The organism is Brevibacillus centrosporus, from assembly GCF_003710815.1.
GTDB classification, from domain to species: Bacteria; Bacillota; Bacilli; order Brevibacillales; family Brevibacillaceae; genus Brevibacillus; species Brevibacillus centrosporus.
Genome location: NZ_RHHP01000031.1, coordinates 31,038 through 48,439, shown reverse-complemented (window position 1 = coordinate 48,439; position 17,402 = coordinate 31,038). Strand labels below are relative to the sequence as shown.

Genomic DNA, 17,402 nt, shown 5'->3' with positions numbered 1-17,402 from the left:
AGAACACCAAGTCCCTCGATACTATTTTTCTTAACCGAAACAAGTCGTTTTATACACGATTGGTTGTTTTTACCGTTCTGACAAGCTTATAGTAATACACGGATTTCTTAAATTCAAGCCCCTCCTGTCGAAATAAAGCGAAATACAAGAAAAAAAGGCATCCCGTCACGCCGGATGCCTTATTCCCTTCCTACCTTTATAGGACTTTACACCTGATTTTAGAGGATGATCGCAATCAGTCCGCCTGAGCCTTCGTTGATAATTCGTCCCAGTGTTTCCTGCAATTTGTAGCGCGCATTGTCTGGCATCATCGTGATTTTCGCCTGAATTCCTTCGCGAACGATGGAGTGCAGCGAACGTCCGAAAATGTCCGAATTCCAGATCGAAAGCGGATCTTTATCAAAGTCCTGCATCAGGTAGCGGACGAGCTCTTCGCTCTGTTTTTCCGTACCGATAATCGGCGCAAACTCTGATTCTACATCCACTCGGATCATGTGAATCGAAGGCGCAGTCGCTTTTAATCTGACGCCAAAACGCGGTCCCTGGCGGATGAGTTCAGGTTCGTCCAAGGTCATCTCATGCAACGACGGAGCCGCTATCCCGTAGCCCGTACTCCGAACCATATGCAGAGCTTCTGCTACCTGGTCGTACTCCCGTTTCGCATGAGCGAACTCTTGCATAATCTTCAACAGATGATCCTTTCCGTTGATTTCCACTCCGACGATTTCCATCAGAATGCGATCATACAGCTCATCAGGAGCGTAGAGATCGATCTCCGCGATCCCTTGCCCCATATGCATGCCTGCGAGAGAGGCCCGCTCCACGAAGTCATAGTCGTTGAAAAAGCCGACGACACGGTCCACATCGCGCAACCGGCGGATATCCTGCACGGTTTCACGTACGGCCTCTTCATAGTTCTGACGCAGCCAGTGGCCATTTTCCAGGACCATAACCCAGCTCGGCAGATTGACGTTTACTTCATGGACAGGGAACTCAAACAGGACTTCTCTCATCAGAAGCAGAATTTCCTGCTCGGTCATGTGATCCACCGACAGGGCGACTACAGGTACATCGTATTTCTCCTGCAGCTGCAAGCGCAGATTTTGCGCTTCATCTGAACGTGGACGAGTCGAGTTGACCACGATGACGAAAGGCTTTCCGACTTCTTTGAGCTCATTGACTACCCGCTCTTCGGCATCAATGTATCCCACACGCGGGATTTCCGCGATGCTTCCGTCTGTTGTAACCACGATCCCGATCGTCGAGTGCTCCTGAATCACTTTCCGCGTTCCGACCTCGGCCGCTTCTTCAAATGGAACAGGCTCCTCATACCAAGGAGTGTTGACCATGCGCGGTCCGTTGTCGTCTTCAAATCCTTTTGCACCCTGTACCGTATAGCCGACGCAGTCAACGAGGCGGACGTTGATGCTGAGCCCTTCGGTTACATGTACATTGACGGCCTGGTTAGGAACAAATTTTGGTTCTGTCGTCATAATTGTTCGGCCAGAAGCACTTTGTGGCAACTCATCCGTGGCACGGATTCGCTCTGCTTCTGATTGGATGTTCGGGATGACGACCTGCTCCATAAACCGCTTGATAAAGGTCGATTTTCCCGTACGTACAGGCCCTACCACTCCCAGGTAGATATCTCCGCCCGTCCGTTCGGCAATGTCTTTAAAGATGTCGACTCGTTCCACCATCGATGACCTCCTTCTATTTGTCTATTTTTACACTATGACCATTTTTCCGAATTATCCCTGACCGCCAGTATTTTCCCGGGAATCTCGTACTAGTTTTGTGGACAGTACAAATATATGTGAGAAACAGATAACTAGAACAAAAAAACGACTCTGCTTTGAGTCGTTTTTCCTCATGACCGATTTACAGTTTTAACAGCCGCGGCTCTCCATTCACCATTTCATAAGGGAAGGACTTCGCCGGAACAAACATGGACTCCCGTGCAAATACATAGCGAGGATCCGTATTTTTCGGAACGGCTGCTTTGGTATCTCGCAGGACTTGCGCAATATCCGCCGCGTAATCGATCCCTACTTCCCCATTTGCATTCATCACGAGAGGCAGCAAAGAGTTCCCCAGCGTGGACGGTACTTGCCAAGTTTTTACTCCGATTTCCTCATGATTGATCGTAAAGTAGCCATTTCCTAAATCGTCCTTTACCGGGAGCTTGTTGTAGAAATTGCGGTAGCGATTCACGGCTGATTGCACGTCGGCAACTGTACTGACAGCTCCGAGGTTTAGCAGCTTTGCCGCCGGCTTGGTCTCTACGTCAATCAGAACGTATTTGTAAACGCCGCCTTTTTCAAAGGCATTGCCTGGCACATCCGGCATGTATCGCGGCGTCATTTTTCGGAAATCAATCTCGTATTTTTCAAAAATCGGCGTATCCAACGGCTTGGTCACGATCGGCAGAACAGCTGTATCCTTCTGAAACTGTTCGATCGCCTTCTGTGTTGCTTCTAGATAAAATGTACTGGGTACCTGATTTTCCGCCTTTCGCTCATCCGGATACAAACAGCCGGACAGCAATACGGAAAGTAGAGTCAAGCTTAGCATCAGCTTGAACGATTTTTGCCATGAATGCCACATTATGTACGTACACCTCTTACCCTAATCTTCGTTTTCCTCGCGCTGCCGCTCCAATGCCGCCTGTACGACGGATTTCAAGCGACCCTCTGGTATTCGAATCGTGCAGTCTTTATCCGTAGCCTTTGCTTGACAGCCTAGTCGGATTCCTTGTGCCAGATCCTTTTCCGGCATTTTTCGGCGCTCCAGCTGGCTTGGAGGTGACAATTCCCCACTCTCCAGAACAATGCGACACATGAGACATGAAGCATGTCCGCCACATCGCTGCGGAATGACTACCCTCGCTGCCGCTGCTGCACTCACCATTGTTTGCCCGGATCTCGATTTGATGCTTTTTCCACTTGGTAAAAACGTTACTCTTCCCATTCGTTGAATCTCCTGTCAATACGGTCGGTGTGCGAGCTTTACGTCCCCATCCTGCACAACCTGAATCTGGCAGCCGAGCCGGAAGCCCTCTACCCGCTCTGCTTTGCGCAGTCGGAGCTTTTCTTCCTTCGTGACTTCATTCAAAAATTCGGCACCTTCCAAAACGAATGTTCGACACTGTGCACATACTCCTCGCTGGCAGGCGTGTCCCCATACAACCTTATGTTTTTTGGCGATAGCGACCACCGTCTGGTTCAGCTCCACAGGCAACTCGTGGCTCCCAGCGCGTGTCACTAGCGTTAGTTGAGACATTCTTTCCTCTCCTTATACAAAAATAACGATCAGAATCATGACAAAAATCGCAAGTAGCATTAAAAATGCGAATGTCTTGACCAAAAATCGCAGAAACGCATTGGTCATTTTCCTTGCATAAATCATGAGTAAATTGCAGACGAACATCAGACCCATGGCAATCAGGGAAATGTTCATCTTCGTCATAGGATCGATATACATCTGGAAAAACAGCACCCTTTGCATTTTTTGCTTCATTATACCATACTTCGACGCTGTCCGTCTGACGCTTGCGAACCTCCCTCTGGACATTCGCATAGACTATCGTGATGAATTCGCCCATTGGAGGGATGGCAAGTGAGCAACAAATCGAGCAGCAGCAAACGCAAGTGGCGCAATCCCTACGCTCCCATACCCAGCAAAAAGCTGAGCGAACAAGTGACAGAAGCATCCTTGGCCGTGACACCGAAAAAATTGCTGCCGCTACCGGCTGTCGATCTGCGGACGTCCGTTTCCAAGATGCGCAATAATATTAAAGGAATCAGCACGACGATCCGACAAGTCGAGGAAACCATGGATTCCTTGTACGGGGCCATGGAGATATTTGAAAACCTGGGCAAGAGCCCTGCCGAAAAAGCAGAGACGGTTTCCGCGGAACGCCCCACTTCCAAGCGCAGAGGAGCCTCGGAGGCCTCTCGCATGGTGGAAGAATCCTCGGAGCCTGAAGCTACCACCAGCGGCAGCGGCAACCCTTTCGGAAATATCGACATCGGCCAGCTGCTGGGGCTGCTGCAATCCCCGCTCGTTCAGAGCCTGCTGAGTCAGACCGTTGGCAGCAACAATTCCAAGCAACGAAAAAAAGAGGGATGAGATCCCTCTTTTTTTCTTCGTTCTGTAGGTCAGCCATGTCCCTGTAGAGCCATGATTGTTCCTAGTCTTACTGTATGACGGTTTCCCCATCAGGTAACGGGCATAATCGCCCATTTCTCTTATTTCAGGAGCTTTGTCAAGGAAGACATGTCGTGGATGTTGATTTCCTGGTTGTAAAACATCTCGATGATCTTATCTTCCTTTTCAGCTGTCAGCTGTTTCCCACTCATTGCAGCGAGTGTTTTGATGATTTGACGCAGCTTTGTCTCGTCTTCAAAATCGCTTTTCTTCACTTGGCTGGCTAACGAGCGCAGCTTGGATTCATCAATTTTGTCAGTGCCTGTTCCTTTGCCTTTCAGACGATCCAAAAAACCGCCAGAAAATGGATTGTTCATGGATGGGCCTCCTCCTGCTACCAAGGTTTACACCCTTATGGTATGTGCAGGAGCTTTAATGTGTGAGACATTCGCCTACACATGATCCGGATTCAAATACTCCGTTTCATAGGTTTTCAGTCTTCCCATCAGCTGCTCCACGCCTTGACGAGGATCTTTTCCTTCGAACAGTACGCCGTACAGAACATGGGTGATCGGCATTTCTACATCCTCGCGCTTCGCAAGCACATCAGCGGCCTGCGTGGTGCGCACACCCTCTACCACCATGCCGATTTCCTGGAGCACTTCCTCGAGCTTTTTCCCTTGTCCCAAAAGGAAGCCTGCTCTCCAGTTTCGACTGTGCTTGCTGGTGCAGGTCGCTACCAGATCGCCGATTCCAGCCAGTCCTGCAAAAGTGGGCGGCATGGCTCCGAGCTTGAGTCCCAGACGACTGATTTCTGCAAGGCCGCGAGTCAACAATGCAGCCTTTGCATTGTCGCCAAATCCGAGCCCATCCGACATGCCAGCTCCCAATGCAATAATATTTTTCAAAGCTCCCGCGAGCTCCGCCCCAATCAGATCCGGGTTGGTATAGACGCGGAAGTTGCGATTCATCAGCAAATCCTGGGAACGAAGCATGCTGCTCTCTGATTCAGAAGCTACAACAACCGTTGTTGGCTGGCGGCGGACTACTTCCTCCGCATGGCTTGGACCAGAAATGACTGCGAGTCGAGAAGAAATTTCAAACGGAATCTCCTCTTGGATCACCTCGGACATACGCTTAAGCGTCCCCAGCTCAAAGCCTTTCACCGCGTGAATCAAGAGCACATCCGAAGCGAGAGATGGTGCAAGATCGCGGCAGATTTGGCGCATTGCATGCGAAGGTACCGCCAATAAAACAATCGGCTTCTCGTGTACAGCTGCATGGATATCGGAGGTCGCAGCAATTCGCGCGGAAAGCTCGACTCCCGGTAAATATTTTTCATTCCTGTGTGTGGTCGTAATTGCTTCAGCTTGCTTGGGGTCCCTCACCCAGAGCGTGACTTGATGCCCGTTATCCGCCAATACGGAAGCGAGAGCAGTACCCCAGCTGCCAGCACCGATCACGGCAACATTTTGAATCAATCAAACTCCCTCCCCTTTTCCCTTATGGACAAGGTTTTAGCTTAATTTTCGGTTTGACTTTTCACCCAGTTTTCTTTCCGTGCCTGCGAGAAGATTTCGGATATTATTATAATGACGAACGTAAGCAAAAACAGCGAGAATTAAGCTTGTCCAGAAAAAAGCAATCGGCTTATCCAGTACGTACACCGTGATCGGAATCGTGGTAACCAGTACGAGCGATCCCAGTGACACGTATCGCGTCACTGCAATGACCAATACAGCCAAGACCGCTCCAATGAGAAAAGCAATGGGAGAAAAGCCAAGAGCTACCCCAAGTGTAGTCGCAATGCCCTTTCCCCCGCGAAACCCAAAAAAGATCGGCCAGTTGTGGCCCGCAATCGCAAACAGACCAGAAACGGCATAGGCAGCAGGATCGCCAGTGATCAGATGAGTAATCCCCATCGCGATGAGCCCTTTAAGCGCATCTAAAATCAATACAGCGATTCCTGGCCCTTTTCCCAATACACGCAACGTGTTCGTGGCACCCGCATTGCCGCTACCATGTGAACGGATGTCAATTCCTGCAACTTTTTTGGCGATGAGATAGCTAAAGCTGATCGATCCGATTAGATAGCTGATCACCCAGGATAATAACACCATGGCGGTTTTCTCTCCCTACGTTTTTTTACGTGTCCAGATCCGTACTGGCGTGCCTTCGAAGACAAATGCCTCACGTATCTTGTTCTCTATATAACGTTCATAGGAAAAATGCATAAGCTCCGGATCGTTCACAAACAGAATGAACGTCGGCGGCTTGACAGTTGCCTGTGTCGCATAATTGATTTTGAGTCGTTTTCCCCTGTCGGACGGTGGTGGTGTCCGGATCGTTGCATCTGTTACCAGATCGTTGAGTACGGACGTAGGAACCCGCATAGCATGCGCCTGGGAGATTTCGTTTACTTTTGGCAGGATCGTATGTACCCGCTGCTTGGATTTTGCCGAAACGTACAGGATCGGAGCGTAGTCCAGATACTTGAACTCTTCGCGGATCAGCTCTGTAAATCGCTGCATCGTCTTGTCGTCCTTTTCCACGGCATCCCATTTGTTGACGACAATCATGATACCGCGACCGGCTTCATGCGCGTATCCGGCGATTTTCTTGTCTTGCTCGATGATGCCTTCTTCCCCGTTGATCACCACGAGTACGACATCGGAGTCCTCAATGGCGCGCATCGCACGCATCACACTGTATTTCTCCGTGCTTTCGTACACCTTTCCACGCTTGCGCATCCCTGCCGTGTCGATGAGGATATAGCTTTGGCCATCTCGCTCGAACGGCGTGTCAATCGCATCGCGCGTAGTACCCGCTACGTCACTGACGATCACGCGTTCTTCACCCAGAATAGCGTTGGTCAGCGAGGATTTCCCTACGTTTGGACGTCCGATAATCGATACGCGGATGACATCCTCGCTGTATTCGTCCTCGTTTCTTTCTGGGAAGTGCAGCACGACCTCTTCCAGCATGTCCCCCAGTCCAAGACCGTGACTTCCGGAAATAGGAAACGGCTCCCCTAATCCCAACGAATAAAAGTCGTAAATATCCGCGCGCATTTCCGGGTTGTCCGCTTTATTGACGGCGAGCACGACGGGTTTGCCTGTGCGATTCAGCATCCGCGCCAGCTCAACGTCAGCATCCGTCACACCTGTGCGACTATCGGTAATCATGATGATGACATCTGCTTCATCAATCGCCAATTCCGCCTGGTAACGCATTTGTGTGAGAATTTCGTCGGTCTCTCCGAACTCGATCCCACCTGTATCAATTACATGAAAGGTATGGGTTAACCATTCACCTTTTCCGTACAAACGGTCACGGGTAACACCCGGCATGTCTTCTACGATGGCGATGCGCTCACCAATCAATCGATTAAAAATCGTGGACTTGCCCACGTTGGGTCTCCCCACAATGGCTACCACTGGCAATCCCATAATCAACAACACTCTCTCTCATTAACTTTTTGAATCCATGATGAACGACCACTCTTCGCGATCACTCATCACGAAATACCCCTCACTGGAGTTATTTCACAGCTTATCATACCATAGACTACTTATGCCGAACAACGATGAGGGTATCCTCACTCACTTCATGCACCATCGCGTCTAAAATTTTTTCCAGCGTAAACGCTGTCTGCTGCATCTTTTCCTTGTTTGGCTCAATAAAAATGGGTGCCCCACCTGCTATGTTCTCCTTGGACAAAGTGATCACGGCCAAGATCTGGCTGGTCAAAAGCCTACACCTCCTGCTTGGCTGCATTCGTCTTTTGCGGCATCCGGAAAACACTTTCCAAAATCGGAACGGCGCGTATAACAGCTTCTGCACGCTCTTGATCTTTCACTTGCGGCAACAAGAACACGCCCAAACGCCCCGTATGAAGATCTCGCTTCACCAAAGGCGTCAGCGAAGGCTCTCCTGCATCCGTAAAAACACCCAGCTGAGTCGCTACGTCGTGCAAAATCGCCTGACGTTGCCCCGGATGGGCGATCGTGACGGTTGCATTTGCGTCTTTTGGGATAAGAATAAACCCCATGCCCTGCTCTGAAATTACTTTCTGGGACTCCTCCAAACCTACGTTCATGATGTAAATGTCACCTACGTAAAGATCCTTTCCTTCCACACGCAGAGGTGCCTTTTCGACCTCCACGATCAGCTGGAGCGTCTTTCCTGACTTTAGCTTGGAGGCGATCGCCAGGGCAATGACACCTGCTATTACCCCTCCCCACCACTGAAAAAGGATCATCGCGGAAGTCGTCACCAGAGACGTAAACATTACCAAATAATTGCGTCCCTCGAAGACCATCGCGATCCCTTCAATATAGGGACCTCCCCGTGGAACAAGCTCCTGTTTGTCTATTTCATTCAAAGTCGTTCTCTCCATATTTCGCACATCACGGAACTGCTGTGCAGCGACCGTAAGAAAGGTGACCGCCGTATAATTTTCCTTCAGCAGTGCCGGAATAGCTAGCGCTCCCAAAGCGGATGCGATGACTCCGAGCGAAACGTGAATAATTTTGCCATGCGGATAGGTCGGGTATTGTCGATAGTCGGTGCGCAGCAAATTGATTCGGCAGAGAATCCCGAAGACAAAGCCCAGCATGAGCGGAAAGACGAACTCATTTGCTAGCAGCTCTTTAAACAAAGGAGCCTCACCACCTTTTCTGCTGGGAATGGGATGACACAGTCTTTCTCCATTTTACTATCCGTAAAACCGCAAGACGGGTGACACTCACCAAATACCATAAAGACACCGTACTCCAAAGCATATCCTGGGCATACTCACCGCCAAGCTGACAGGTTCCCGACAGCTTCCAGACAAACAGAGAATAGAGGACATCTGCCAAAGTAAGGGAGATGATCACTTGGAAAAGCTGTGCTACGCTCTGCCGGCTCATCGCCAAAATCGATAGGATGGCCGCTACCGGAATGATGATACGCTCGTCCCAGAACATCAGGATTGGATCCGTAAAGAACAGCCATTGCAGCCAAAACAGCAGAATGGCTGTTGCACATGCCCCGAGCACATGCAATCGGCGTCGCAGCTGCTGCATGCGAGCGTAATACAGCCATGCACCCGTGAGCAGCGGCAGCAATGTACCGCTTAAGCTCACTTCAATCGGGGCAAAGTACAGCTTCCAGCTGACAAAGGTGCAAATCAAGAAGGAACAAATGACAGCAAGCATACGTTTTGGCGAGATCCTCATTTCTAGCAGCTGCGCGTCTATACTCCCCATCCAGACCAAGCAAAGCAAACTCCATTGGGAGAGGAGCGCAATGGTTCCCTCGTTCATGTTCATCTCCTCAAGATGTGGTGTTCTCCCCAAAGTATGCCTCAAGCCCCAGTCTTTCATGAGTTTTTTGCACTTACATCTTTTGCGCCCATTCCTCCAGGGCAATTCCACGCAGACGAGCTTTTTCCGCTGTTTTTCCCGTGATCATAACGGGCTGTTCTCTAAGCTGTGCAAGCCGATGCGCACCAAGTGCCGTCATCGCGATACGCACCTGCTGATGCCACTCATCCAAAGCAGCGAGGCCGCCCTCGACGTCTCGTGTCTGGACCTGCTTCAGGACTGCACCTGCCACGCCTACTGCGGAAGCACCGAGTGCAATTGCTTTGGCTGCATCCAACCCGTTCCGAATTCCCCCCGTCGCCACGAAATGCACACCCCGGCCAGATTCGCAAGCAGCTTCCAGCAGGCTATCGACAGTGGTCAATCCCCAATCATCAAACATCGTTAACGGCTCTGGCCTGCGCATGTTCTCGACTTTTGCAAAGTTTGTGCCTCCCTTGCCACCGACATCGATGACGGTGATTCCTGCCTGTGCCAGCTCTCGGATTGTTTTTCTCGCCATCCCAAAGCCGACCTCCTTTACCATCACAGGTACTGCCGCGCGCTCCTTTATTTCATGAATGCGCTCGAGATACCCTCGAAAATCCCGATCTCCTTCTGGCATCAAAAGCTCCTGCATGACGTTCAAATGGATCTGCAAGCCATCTGCTTCGATCATTTCTACGGCTGCCATCGCTTCTTCGACAGTTGCTTCTGCTCCGACATTTGCGAACAAAATTCCTTTGGGATGCTCTTTTCGCACAACTTCATAGCTGCCTTTCACTTGTGGATCACGGATGGCAGCCATCTGCGAACCGACCGCCATCGCAAGTCCCCTCTCGCGTGCGAGCACGGCGAGCTTCCGATTGATGTCCGTCGTGGTGGCTGCTCCTCCTGTCATCGCATTGATCATAATCGGAGAACGCAGGCGATAAGGCCCTACCTCACAATCCAAGGATGTCTTCTCGTAGCTCGTATTGGGCAGGCTGTTTGGCAAAAAGCTTACATCGTCAAAGGCATTGGCTCCGAATTCAATGGTTGAAAGTGCATGCTGAACATGTTCGACCTTTCGCGTAGCACGGTCCATGCTTGTCCCCCCTTGTCTGCTATATCTCCATACAAAAAGGGATACGCCTCATGCGTATCCCCTCCTCTATCTGTGTGAAGCTTACTTGAATTTATCCTTCAGATCAGCGAACAATTCGCCCAGTGTCACACCCATTGGCTGGTTGTTTTCCTGTTGGAATTGTTGTTGTTCTTTTTTGCTGGCGCGCTCTGCTTGCTCTACACGATCTTCTTCAACCGCGCGGATGCTCAGGCTGATACGCTGCTCTTGAGGGACAACGTCCAGGATTTTCACTTGAACTTCTTGCCCTTCTTTGAGCACTTCACCTGGTGTGTTCACACGGCGATTCGCGATTTGGGAAATGTGCACCAGACCTTCAATGCCAGGAGCCACTTCAACGAATGCACCAAAGGAAACGAGGCGTTTTACTGTACCAGCAACGATCGAACCTGCTTTGAACTCTTCCGCCACTTTCGCCCAAGGACCTGCTTGCGTTTCCTTGATGCTCAGCCCGATGCGTTCATTTTCCTTGTCAACCTTGAGGACCTTCACGGTTACTTTGTCGCCTTCTTTTACTACGTCAGACGGTTTGTCTACGCGGTTCCAAGCGAGCTCCGAAACGTGAACCAGTCCATCTACACCACCGATGTCGACAAATACGCCGAAGTCAGTCATGCGTTGCACAGTACCTTCCAGCACTTGACCAGGCTGGATTTTATCGAGAATAGAGCCTTTTTGTTTTTTCGCTTCGTCTTCCAGCACAGCTTTGTGCGAGAGGATGACTTTATTCTTTTCTTTATCCATTTCAACCACTTTGAGGGTCAACGATTTTCCCTTGTAATCGGAGAAATCTTCAACAAAGTGACGCTCAACCATGGAAGCAGGGATGAAACCGCGAACGCCTACGTCAACGACGAGACCGCCTTTCACGACTTCTTTCACTACTGCCTCAATGATTTCGCCTGCTTGCATTTTTTGCTCCAGATCAGACCAAGAAGATTCCATGGCAACTGCTTTTTTGGAAACCACGAGCTCTTCTTTTTCATCGTTGAGCTTGATTACTTTCACTTCAAAGGTGTCGCCTACTGCTACTACATCCGACACTTTCTCGACATGCAGTGGGGAAAGCTCACTGATAGGAATAAGTCCATCGTATTTGTAGCCAACATCTACCAACGCTTGTTTGTCTTCAACTTTTGTGACGGTTGCTTTGACAACATCCCCCACAGAAACCGTTGCTGCATCTGTTAGACTTACATTCGTTTCTTCCATCATCAAAAAGACCTCCTTAATACCATCCAGTCCCAGACCATCTATGTAGACGTTCTTTTCACCACGTTACAAGAAGCGGGAGCAAGTATATTTTTAACTGCCGTCGTAAGACTAGCAGTTCCTGCTGATGAAGCCAGTATGTTCCAGCAGAATTAGTATTCTACCCTTTGGTAATTCTATACTCTCTGCTTAGGAACGATGCTGATCACGCAATTTTTGAATGTGCGTCATGATCAGTTCACTCGTTTCTTTCAACGTATCCGCGCTCGATTTTGCCTCGCGCAGTGTGGTGAGGTCAATCGGTTCACCGTATACGATTTTAATAGGACGGAACATCCGGTAAGGTCCAATAATGGCTACTGGAATGACTTGCGCCTGCGACTTCAGGGCAAACATCGCACTGCCCGGCATCGCTTCACCCAGTTCCCCTGTTTTGCTGCGGGTACCTTCTGGAAAGATACCTAAGATTTTTCCATCTTCCAACAATTTCAACGTCGTACGGATGGCAGATCGATCGCCAGCACCACGTTTCACTGGAAAGGCACCGAATTTCGCGATGAGAAACCCGACCACTGGAACACGGAAAAGCTCTTCCTTCGCCATGAAGTTGACCATTCGCTCAATCCCCGAGCCGAGAAGTGGCGGATCCCACAAGGAAATGTGGTTGCAGCAAAGAATGACTGGGCCTTCCTTAGGTATATGTTCACGCCCGATCACTTGCCATCGAAAGACAAGCGAAAAAATAATTCGAAAAAATCCTCGAAAAGTACGATAATAGCTCACTGGGTAGACTCTCCCATTCGCTCGCAGATTTGCAGGATCCTGTCGACGACCTGATCGATCGAGATCCCCGTGGTATCTACCAGTACAGCATCATCAGCCTGGCGCAAGGGAGCTACATCCCGATTCATGTCGCGATAATCCCGCTCTTCAATTTCTTTCTCCAGATCAGCCAATTGTACTTGGCTTCCCTTTGCGAGCAGTTCTTTCCATCTTCTTTCCGCACGCTCCCGAATGGAAGCAGTCAGAAAAATTTTGACTTCGGCATCTGGCAGTACGTGCGTCCCTATGTCTCTACCATCCATAACAACGTTGCCCTGCTTTGCCAAATTCCTCTGCAGCACCAGCATCTGTTCACGAACGCTACCGTAGCTAGCTACGATCGAAGCGTACTGACTCACCTCGTTGGAACGAATAAAGGAAGTCACGTCGGTATCATTCCAGTACACATGCTGCTGTCCAGCTTTTCGAACCAAGCGGATCTCGTTGTTTTGCAATAGTTCGGAAACAGTAGCTTCATCGTCGATCGGAAGCTGGTGATGATACACAGCCCAAGCCAACGCGCGATACATGGAACCCGTATCGATATACACGTATTCTAGCTGACTGGCAACCTTTCCTGCGACAGTACTCTTTCCTGCTCCCGCTGGCCCATCAATGGCAATGTTCATTTACATCTCACCTGCTATGTACAGTAGTTCTGAAAGGGAATAGAAACAAGAAAAGCTTCTGTCGAAGCCCCTGAAAAACGTGGTTTGTTCCTATGTTATCTATAATAGTACCATAGTATGGAAGCATGCGCAAACCCTCATGGGAGCCGAGAAACGCCTTCCAACCGCTCTGTCTCGATCAAAAGCATGCGAGCAGGTACGTATGAAATGACGATTTCCCCAATGATTAGCATTAGGGCGCAAACTACAATTCCGATCATGATGCCTCTTTCCATCCTGCTTGCGAAACGTCGAAAGCGCTCGTTATACTGGCTCGTCATCAGGGCCACATCCTTTGTCGTAGACGTTATTCTACAACGCCTTTTTTGCGAAGCTCTAGCTGTCTTTCATAGCATGCTCTCACGACTTTTACCCGATCCTGCTCGCTTATTTCCGTAAATTTTCCGGAGATCCACTGATGCAATCCCTTTTTCTCGGCAGGCTTCTGTCTGACGACTTCCACGACTGCATAAGCGTGCTGGACTTGACCTGTTTTGCTAGGCATGGAAATCCAAACCTTCAGTGAATCATGGTCCTGAATACGGAACGACTCATCGCATGTAAAGGAAAGCCCGCCTCCAGAAATGTCCACCGTCCTCGCCACAAAATGATAATTGCGAATCGGATCTTCGAGTTTTACTGCAATATCGAGCGCGGTGTCAATCCGCAAGTAGTTTCTACGCTGTGTCCGTAAAATTTCTTCTTTCGGCGGAAGCTGTAAAAACAATACCGGGATCGGCTCGCTTCTTCTGCCTGTAATGGACGAGTGAAACTCATAGCGGGAGCCGTCTTCTCCCACATACCACACCTCACACACCGCACCTGCTCCAAACAAGCCTGTCCGACCCGTCTCTTCACTGGTCGGCAGTTCGATCGAAGCGATCTCGTCTTTCATATCTACGACGCGGCTCTTGAATGTTTGTAGACTTGTATCCTCAGAGGAACCCGCAAAGGTTAGCCTGATCGTTTGTCCAATTCTTGGTAGTAACATATGGAAACGTCCCTCCTTGTCCCTTCTCACGTTCCCATTATATACCGCCTTCTTCCAATCCGGCAAATAGGGAAAGCCTTTGTAAAGATAGGCTTTCCCCATTTCCTGCAACCATTTTTTATCGCTCTGCTTGGTCGCCTTGTCCCGTATCCATTTTGACAATTTCTTCTTCGTCGCCATTCATGGCATTGATGTAAATCATGTACGGACTGCCATCAAACGAGCAGGTCATTTCCCATACCAGCACTTCTTTTCCGTCGTTTTTGCCTTCGATCAATGCCAGACGCTCGCTCGTGACCTTGACACTCGGATTTACTTTTTTCCGCGCCTCTTCTTTGCTGATACGCGGCTTGGAGATGATCCGCTGCTTATGATTGAACAAGTACTCCGTTGAGTTAAAGGCAGTTACCTCACCATTGTCCAAAGCGACTTCCACCGTAATGGAATCCGGGTAGATCCGCACACCGCCCTGCTCTGGCACAAACGTATAGACGGCACTTCTTTCGTAGCTGTCAGTCTCCGCGACTACCAGATCGTCATAGCCGTGGTCTTTTAGAAACTTGCGCCCTTTTTCTTCCGCCTGCTTCATATCGAGCTTTTCTTCCCCAACCTGCCGTTCATTCATCATCCAGACGACTTTTCCCCCACGCTTGGTTACGTCTAGATTGATAGCCTGTTTCTTGTCGGGAGAAGTAACGCGGACACTGTAAGCAGAATATTCCTGGCCTTTTCCATTCTCATCGACTTCTACCTGAGCGCCCTTTGCCCTGTCTCCCAGGAAATCAACCGCGATCTTATGCGCATCTTCTTTTGTAATTGATTTGCCATCGATCCCTTTGATTCGCTGCTGCTTCTTTTTATCCAGGCTCTGAATGCCCACTCCCCAATCGAGGTCGGGATACTCTTGCACCTTCTTTTCTATCGTACGGAACCCATCAACAATGGTGTTGTCCGACTTCTTGTCATCAGAAGCGAGCGCAGTCTCGACATCCATCCAGCGCAGCTGTTTGTCGATGACGTTGGACTGTACTTTTCTCAGCTCGTCCTGTATACCTGCCGCATGCTTGTGCAGATTTTTCAGCGTACCGTACTCTTTTTCGGTGAGCGGCTCTTTATCCAAATCCCGAACGGCTACTCGGTACGAGAAATCTGCAACGCGCGACAGCATTTCCTCCGTCTTGTTAAACGGCATCAGCGTCAGTGGCAATTGCCCGACATCGGCTTGAGCCGCATAGGCCAGCCTCCATACATTCGTCAAAGTCGGTGTCATCTGGCGCCGTGAATTCATGACTAGTGCTTTACCCAGCTCATCATGCAGCTTGTCTACGTGATAGGTCAGATCGTGAAAAGCCCGCTGATAGGAGTTTTCCGCTTTGATCAAAACCGAGTTTTTTTCATTATGCTCCTGATATCCCCACATTCCGGCTCCAATCAAGGCGACTACTGCCACCGGAAGCAGGACTCGTGCTGTAGCTCCGTATACCATACGTTTCACTCCTTCTCTTACGCAATCAACTGCTTATCGGCAAAAGATATGCTTCCCAATTCTTTTGACTTGAGGTCTGCTCCAGATCCATTTAGAGGTTGCCGTGACGGGATTGAAGTAGTATGTACATCCGTCAGTTGGATCCATTCCATTCAACGCATTTTGAACAGCCTTGCGGGCGTTTTCGTTTGGCGTAAGCCAGATCTGTCCATCTGCAACTGCTGTAAATGCTCGCGGTTCAAAAATGACAGCAGCTGGCGTGTTCGGAAACGATGGGCTTTTTACCCGGTTGAGGATAACCGCCGCAATCGCAACCTGTCCCTGAAAGGGCTCCCCTCTCGCTTCTCCATAGACTGCGTTCGCCATGAGCTTCAGATCATTTGCGGAGATTTTCGAAGGATGAAAGGTTTGATTGCCTTTGGTCTTCGGCTTCTGCTTGGCTGGAGCCGTCATTGCCACTCCTGATACTGTAGCACTCCCTCTCTCTGCTAAGAAAGCTTCGTACCCGGTAAACCCAGTCGCAACGAGTACCAGTAGAACACCCGCGATCCATTTCATCCGCACGGCGTGTATCCCCCTTGGCAAGTAATGATATCTGTGCATATTGTTAGTGGAAGAAGAATGGATTATGCATCTGTTTCTGGGGGAGGCTACTAAAAAGAAAAAAGACCCATGCTGTTCGCATCGGTCCTCTTCACACATATTCGCTTATGTTTCATTGATACTAAAATGTTTATCATTGTCACACAGACACTGTTTGAAACCCGTTTCTACCTGCCCTCCCGGTTCTCGACGACCGCGCAGGGTAAACTTTTCTCCACATACGTTGCAGCGAATGGTCACTTTGGCTCGTTGATTTTTAAACACGTCTCGTCTCCTCCTCTCGTCTATTGTGGACGGGAAGAGAGCTTTTTAGAACCGTAATCATGCGCTCGCTGCACCTTTTTCAAGCCCTGCCACCAGAGTACGAGCATAAACGGTACAATGACGACCAGCCAATTCTGAACAGACAAGAAAATCGCATTGTACAACGCGTGCAAGCTGATTGGCAAGAGGACGGAAACCCAGAGAAAGATTCTCTCTTTGCGCACTCCTCGCGAAAACTTTGCTAACCCTAGGTAATACCCCATCCATACGGCAAACAGGGCGTGGCTAGACACTGGCAGCAATGCGCGCCAAAAGGCGATATCCAATCCATTCAGAATCAAATAAAACAGATTTTCCAACGTAGCAAAGCCGAGAGAAACCGCCACGGCATAAACAATTCCATCATAGGGCTCATCAAATTCTACATGCTTATACGCTGTGAAATAGATGACCATCCATTTAAAAAACTCTTCTACAACAGCGGACTGGAAAATCTCCGCGACAATGCCGTCCCGCCAGTTCCATTCGTTCTGCATGACGTATTGGATCACCATGATCGGGATCACCAATAGGACACCAAAGATAAATGACCGGATTACCATGGAAATCGGCTCCGGCTCCAAACTGTCACGCAGGTAAAAATAGCTCAAGATGGCAATGCCGGGGGCAACTGCCGCTCCGATCATAGCAATCATCTGTGTATTGCTCCTTTACACAAGGCTGATATTCATCG

General features: G+C 49.6%; 23 protein-coding genes. 1 reads left to right on the top strand and 22 read right to left on the bottom strand.

The genetic code is table 11. The features are described from left to right. Positions 1-218 precede the first annotated feature (218 nt). From spoIVA to EDM55_RS21705, 5 genes are all read right to left on the bottom strand, one after another. Positions 219-1,697, bottom strand: coding sequence for a stage IV sporulation protein A (spoIVA, locus tag EDM55_RS21725; RefSeq protein ID WP_092272512.1), 1,479 nt, complete (start codon positions 1,695-1,697; stop codon positions 219-221). A 184-nt stretch (positions 1,698-1,881) separates the two neighbouring features. Next, positions 1,882-2,607, bottom strand: coding sequence for a YphF family lipoprotein (locus tag EDM55_RS21720; RefSeq protein WP_122961372.1), 726 nt, complete (start codon positions 2,605-2,607; stop codon positions 1,882-1,884). Between the two features lie 21 nt (positions 2,608-2,628). Further along, positions 2,629-2,970: a 2Fe-2S iron-sulfur cluster-binding protein gene (locus EDM55_RS21715; RefSeq protein WP_092272112.1), complete on the bottom strand. Its 342-nt coding sequence runs from the start codon at positions 2,968-2,970 to the stop codon at positions 2,629-2,631. 15 nt (positions 2,971-2,985) lie between these two features. After that, entirely contained in the window at positions 2,986-3,282 is a 297-nt protein-coding gene (locus EDM55_RS21710; RefSeq protein WP_092272109.1) for a 2Fe-2S iron-sulfur cluster-binding protein, read from the bottom strand. Positions 3,283-3,294: 12 nt separating this feature from the next. Further along, on the bottom strand, positions 3,295-3,519 hold the full coding sequence (locus EDM55_RS21705; protein ID WP_246010936.1) for a DUF2768 family protein: 225 nt from the start codon (positions 3,517-3,519) through the stop codon (positions 3,295-3,297). A gap of 99 nt (positions 3,520-3,618) precedes the next feature. Between EDM55_RS21705 and EDM55_RS21700 the strand changes: the two genes are divergently transcribed. Then, complete coding sequence (locus EDM55_RS21700; protein WP_092272105.1) at positions 3,619-4,131, top strand: hypothetical protein; 513 nt, start codon at positions 3,619-3,621, stop codon at positions 4,129-4,131. Between the two features lie 119 nt (positions 4,132-4,250). On the opposite strand, the gene EDM55_RS21695 is transcribed toward EDM55_RS21700, so the two are convergent. The 17 genes from EDM55_RS21695 to prsW form a co-directional block, all read right to left on the bottom strand. Next, positions 4,251-4,526 carry a stage VI sporulation protein F gene (locus tag EDM55_RS21695; RefSeq protein ID WP_092272101.1) on the bottom strand — a complete coding sequence of 92 codons (276 nt, stop codon included), beginning with the start codon at positions 4,524-4,526 and terminating at the stop codon, positions 4,251-4,253. A 75-nt stretch (positions 4,527-4,601) separates the two neighbouring features. After that, positions 4,602-5,630: an NAD(P)H-dependent glycerol-3-phosphate dehydrogenase gene (locus EDM55_RS21690; protein ID WP_092272098.1), complete on the bottom strand. Its 1,029-nt coding sequence runs from the start codon at positions 5,628-5,630 to the stop codon at positions 4,602-4,604. Between the two features lie 36 nt (positions 5,631-5,666). Then, positions 5,667-6,269 (bottom strand): glycerol-3-phosphate 1-O-acyltransferase PlsY, encoded by a 603-nt coding sequence (gene plsY / locus EDM55_RS21685; RefSeq protein WP_122961371.1) that lies wholly within the window; start codon positions 6,267-6,269, stop codon positions 5,667-5,669. Between the two features lie 15 nt (positions 6,270-6,284). Beyond that, positions 6,285-7,598: a ribosome biogenesis GTPase Der gene (gene der / locus EDM55_RS21680; RefSeq protein ID WP_092272506.1), complete on the bottom strand. Its 1,314-nt coding sequence runs from the start codon at positions 7,596-7,598 to the stop codon at positions 6,285-6,287. Between the two features lie 118 nt (positions 7,599-7,716). Beyond that, entirely contained in the window at positions 7,717-7,899 is a 183-nt protein-coding gene (locus tag EDM55_RS21675) for a capping complex subunit for YIEGIA (RefSeq protein WP_092272091.1), read from the bottom strand. A gap of 4 nt (positions 7,900-7,903) precedes the next feature. Continuing rightward, positions 7,904-8,809, bottom strand: coding sequence for a YIEGIA family protein (locus EDM55_RS21670; RefSeq protein ID WP_122961370.1), 906 nt, complete (start codon positions 8,807-8,809; stop codon positions 7,904-7,906). Between the two features lie 7 nt (positions 8,810-8,816). Next, on the bottom strand, positions 8,817-9,458 hold the full coding sequence (locus EDM55_RS21665) for a YphA family membrane protein (protein WP_122961369.1): 642 nt from the start codon (positions 9,456-9,458) through the stop codon (positions 8,817-8,819). 73 nt (positions 9,459-9,531) lie between these two features. Beyond that, the gene (gene fni / locus EDM55_RS21660; RefSeq protein WP_092272082.1) at positions 9,532-10,584 is read right to left on the bottom strand and encodes a type 2 isopentenyl-diphosphate Delta-isomerase; all 1,053 of its coding nucleotides are present in this window, start codon (positions 10,582-10,584) and stop codon (positions 9,532-9,534) included. 81 nt (positions 10,585-10,665) lie between these two features. Next, positions 10,666-11,838 (bottom strand): 30S ribosomal protein S1, encoded by a 1,173-nt coding sequence (gene rpsA, locus EDM55_RS21655; protein ID WP_092272079.1) that lies wholly within the window; start codon positions 11,836-11,838, stop codon positions 10,666-10,668. A 186-nt stretch (positions 11,839-12,024) separates the two neighbouring features. Further along, positions 12,025-12,618, bottom strand: a complete 594-nt coding sequence (locus EDM55_RS21650; protein ID WP_092272076.1) for a lysophospholipid acyltransferase family protein — start codon at positions 12,616-12,618, stop codon at positions 12,025-12,027. Next, positions 12,615-13,286 (bottom strand): (d)CMP kinase, encoded by a 672-nt coding sequence (cmk, locus tag EDM55_RS21645; RefSeq protein ID WP_092272073.1) that lies wholly within the window; start codon positions 13,284-13,286, stop codon positions 12,615-12,617. The genes EDM55_RS21650 and cmk overlap by 4 nt, the downstream gene beginning before the upstream one ends. Positions 13,287-13,423: 137 nt before the next feature. Continuing rightward, positions 13,424-13,606 (bottom strand): hypothetical protein, encoded by a 183-nt coding sequence (locus EDM55_RS21640; RefSeq protein WP_092272070.1) that lies wholly within the window; start codon positions 13,604-13,606, stop codon positions 13,424-13,426. A 26-nt stretch (positions 13,607-13,632) separates the two neighbouring features. Further along, a complete protein-coding gene (locus EDM55_RS21635; RefSeq protein ID WP_092272067.1) occupies positions 13,633-14,316 on the bottom strand; it encodes a flagellar brake protein in 684 nt (227 codons plus the stop codon). 118 nt (positions 14,317-14,434) lie between these two features. Further along, positions 14,435-15,802 carry a germination protein YpeB gene (ypeB, locus tag EDM55_RS21630; RefSeq protein ID WP_122961368.1) on the bottom strand — a complete coding sequence of 456 codons (1,368 nt, stop codon included), beginning with the start codon at positions 15,800-15,802 and terminating at the stop codon, positions 14,435-14,437. Positions 15,803-15,835: 33 nt separating this feature from the next. Then, positions 15,836-16,366: a cell wall hydrolase gene (locus tag EDM55_RS21625; protein ID WP_373863282.1), complete on the bottom strand. Its 531-nt coding sequence runs from the start codon at positions 16,364-16,366 to the stop codon at positions 15,836-15,838. A 144-nt stretch (positions 16,367-16,510) separates the two neighbouring features. Continuing rightward, complete coding sequence (locus EDM55_RS30430) at positions 16,511-16,669, bottom strand: hypothetical protein (RefSeq protein ID WP_170184361.1); 159 nt, start codon at positions 16,667-16,669, stop codon at positions 16,511-16,513. A gap of 20 nt (positions 16,670-16,689) precedes the next feature. Then, the gene (gene prsW, locus EDM55_RS21620) at positions 16,690-17,364 is read right to left on the bottom strand and encodes a glutamic-type intramembrane protease PrsW (protein WP_092272061.1); all 675 of its coding nucleotides are present in this window, start codon (positions 17,362-17,364) and stop codon (positions 16,690-16,692) included. Between the last annotated feature and the right edge of the window lie 38 nt (positions 17,365-17,402).

Coding starts and splice junctions, on each gene's coding strand:
- EDM55_RS21715 (WP_092272112.1), bottom strand. CDS start 2,970: ATGGGAAGAGTAACGTTTTTACCAAGTGGAAAAAGCATCAAATCGAGA.
- cmk (WP_092272073.1), bottom strand. CDS start 13,286: ATGAACATTGCCATTGATGGGCCAGCGGGAGCAGGAAAGAGTACTGTC.
- EDM55_RS21695 (WP_092272101.1), bottom strand. CDS start 4,526: ATGAACAATCCATTTTCTGGCGGTTTTTTGGATCGTCTGAAAGGCAAA.
- plsY (WP_122961371.1), bottom strand. CDS start 6,269: ATGGTGTTATTATCCTGGGTGATCAGCTATCTAATCGGATCGATCAGC.
- prsW (WP_092272061.1), bottom strand. CDS start 17,364: ATGATTGCTATGATCGGAGCGGCAGTTGCCCCCGGCATTGCCATCTTG.
- EDM55_RS21705 (WP_246010936.1), bottom strand. CDS start 3,519: ATGAAGCAAAAAATGCAAAGGGTGCTGTTTTTCCAGATGTATATCGAT.
- rpsA (WP_092272079.1), bottom strand. CDS start 11,838: ATGATGGAAGAAACGAATGTAAGTCTAACAGATGCAGCAACGGTTTCT.
- EDM55_RS21665 (WP_122961369.1), bottom strand. CDS start 9,458: ATGAACGAGGGAACCATTGCGCTCCTCTCCCAATGGAGTTTGCTTTGC.
- EDM55_RS21710 (WP_092272109.1), bottom strand. CDS start 3,282: ATGTCTCAACTAACGCTAGTGACACGCGCTGGGAGCCACGAGTTGCCT.
- fni (WP_092272082.1), bottom strand. CDS start 10,584: ATGGACCGTGCTACGCGAAAGGTCGAACATGTTCAGCATGCACTTTCA.
- EDM55_RS21635 (WP_092272067.1), bottom strand. CDS start 14,316: ATGTTACTACCAAGAATTGGACAAACGATCAGGCTAACCTTTGCGGGT.
- EDM55_RS21640 (WP_092272070.1), bottom strand. CDS start 13,606: ATGACGAGCCAGTATAACGAGCGCTTTCGACGTTTCGCAAGCAGGATG.
- der (WP_092272506.1), bottom strand. CDS start 7,598: ATGGGATTGCCAGTGGTAGCCATTGTGGGGAGACCCAACGTGGGCAAG.
- EDM55_RS21720 (WP_122961372.1), bottom strand. CDS start 2,607: ATGTGGCATTCATGGCAAAAATCGTTCAAGCTGATGCTAAGCTTGACT.
- ypeB (WP_122961368.1), bottom strand. CDS start 15,802: ATGGTATACGGAGCTACAGCACGAGTCCTGCTTCCGGTGGCAGTAGTC.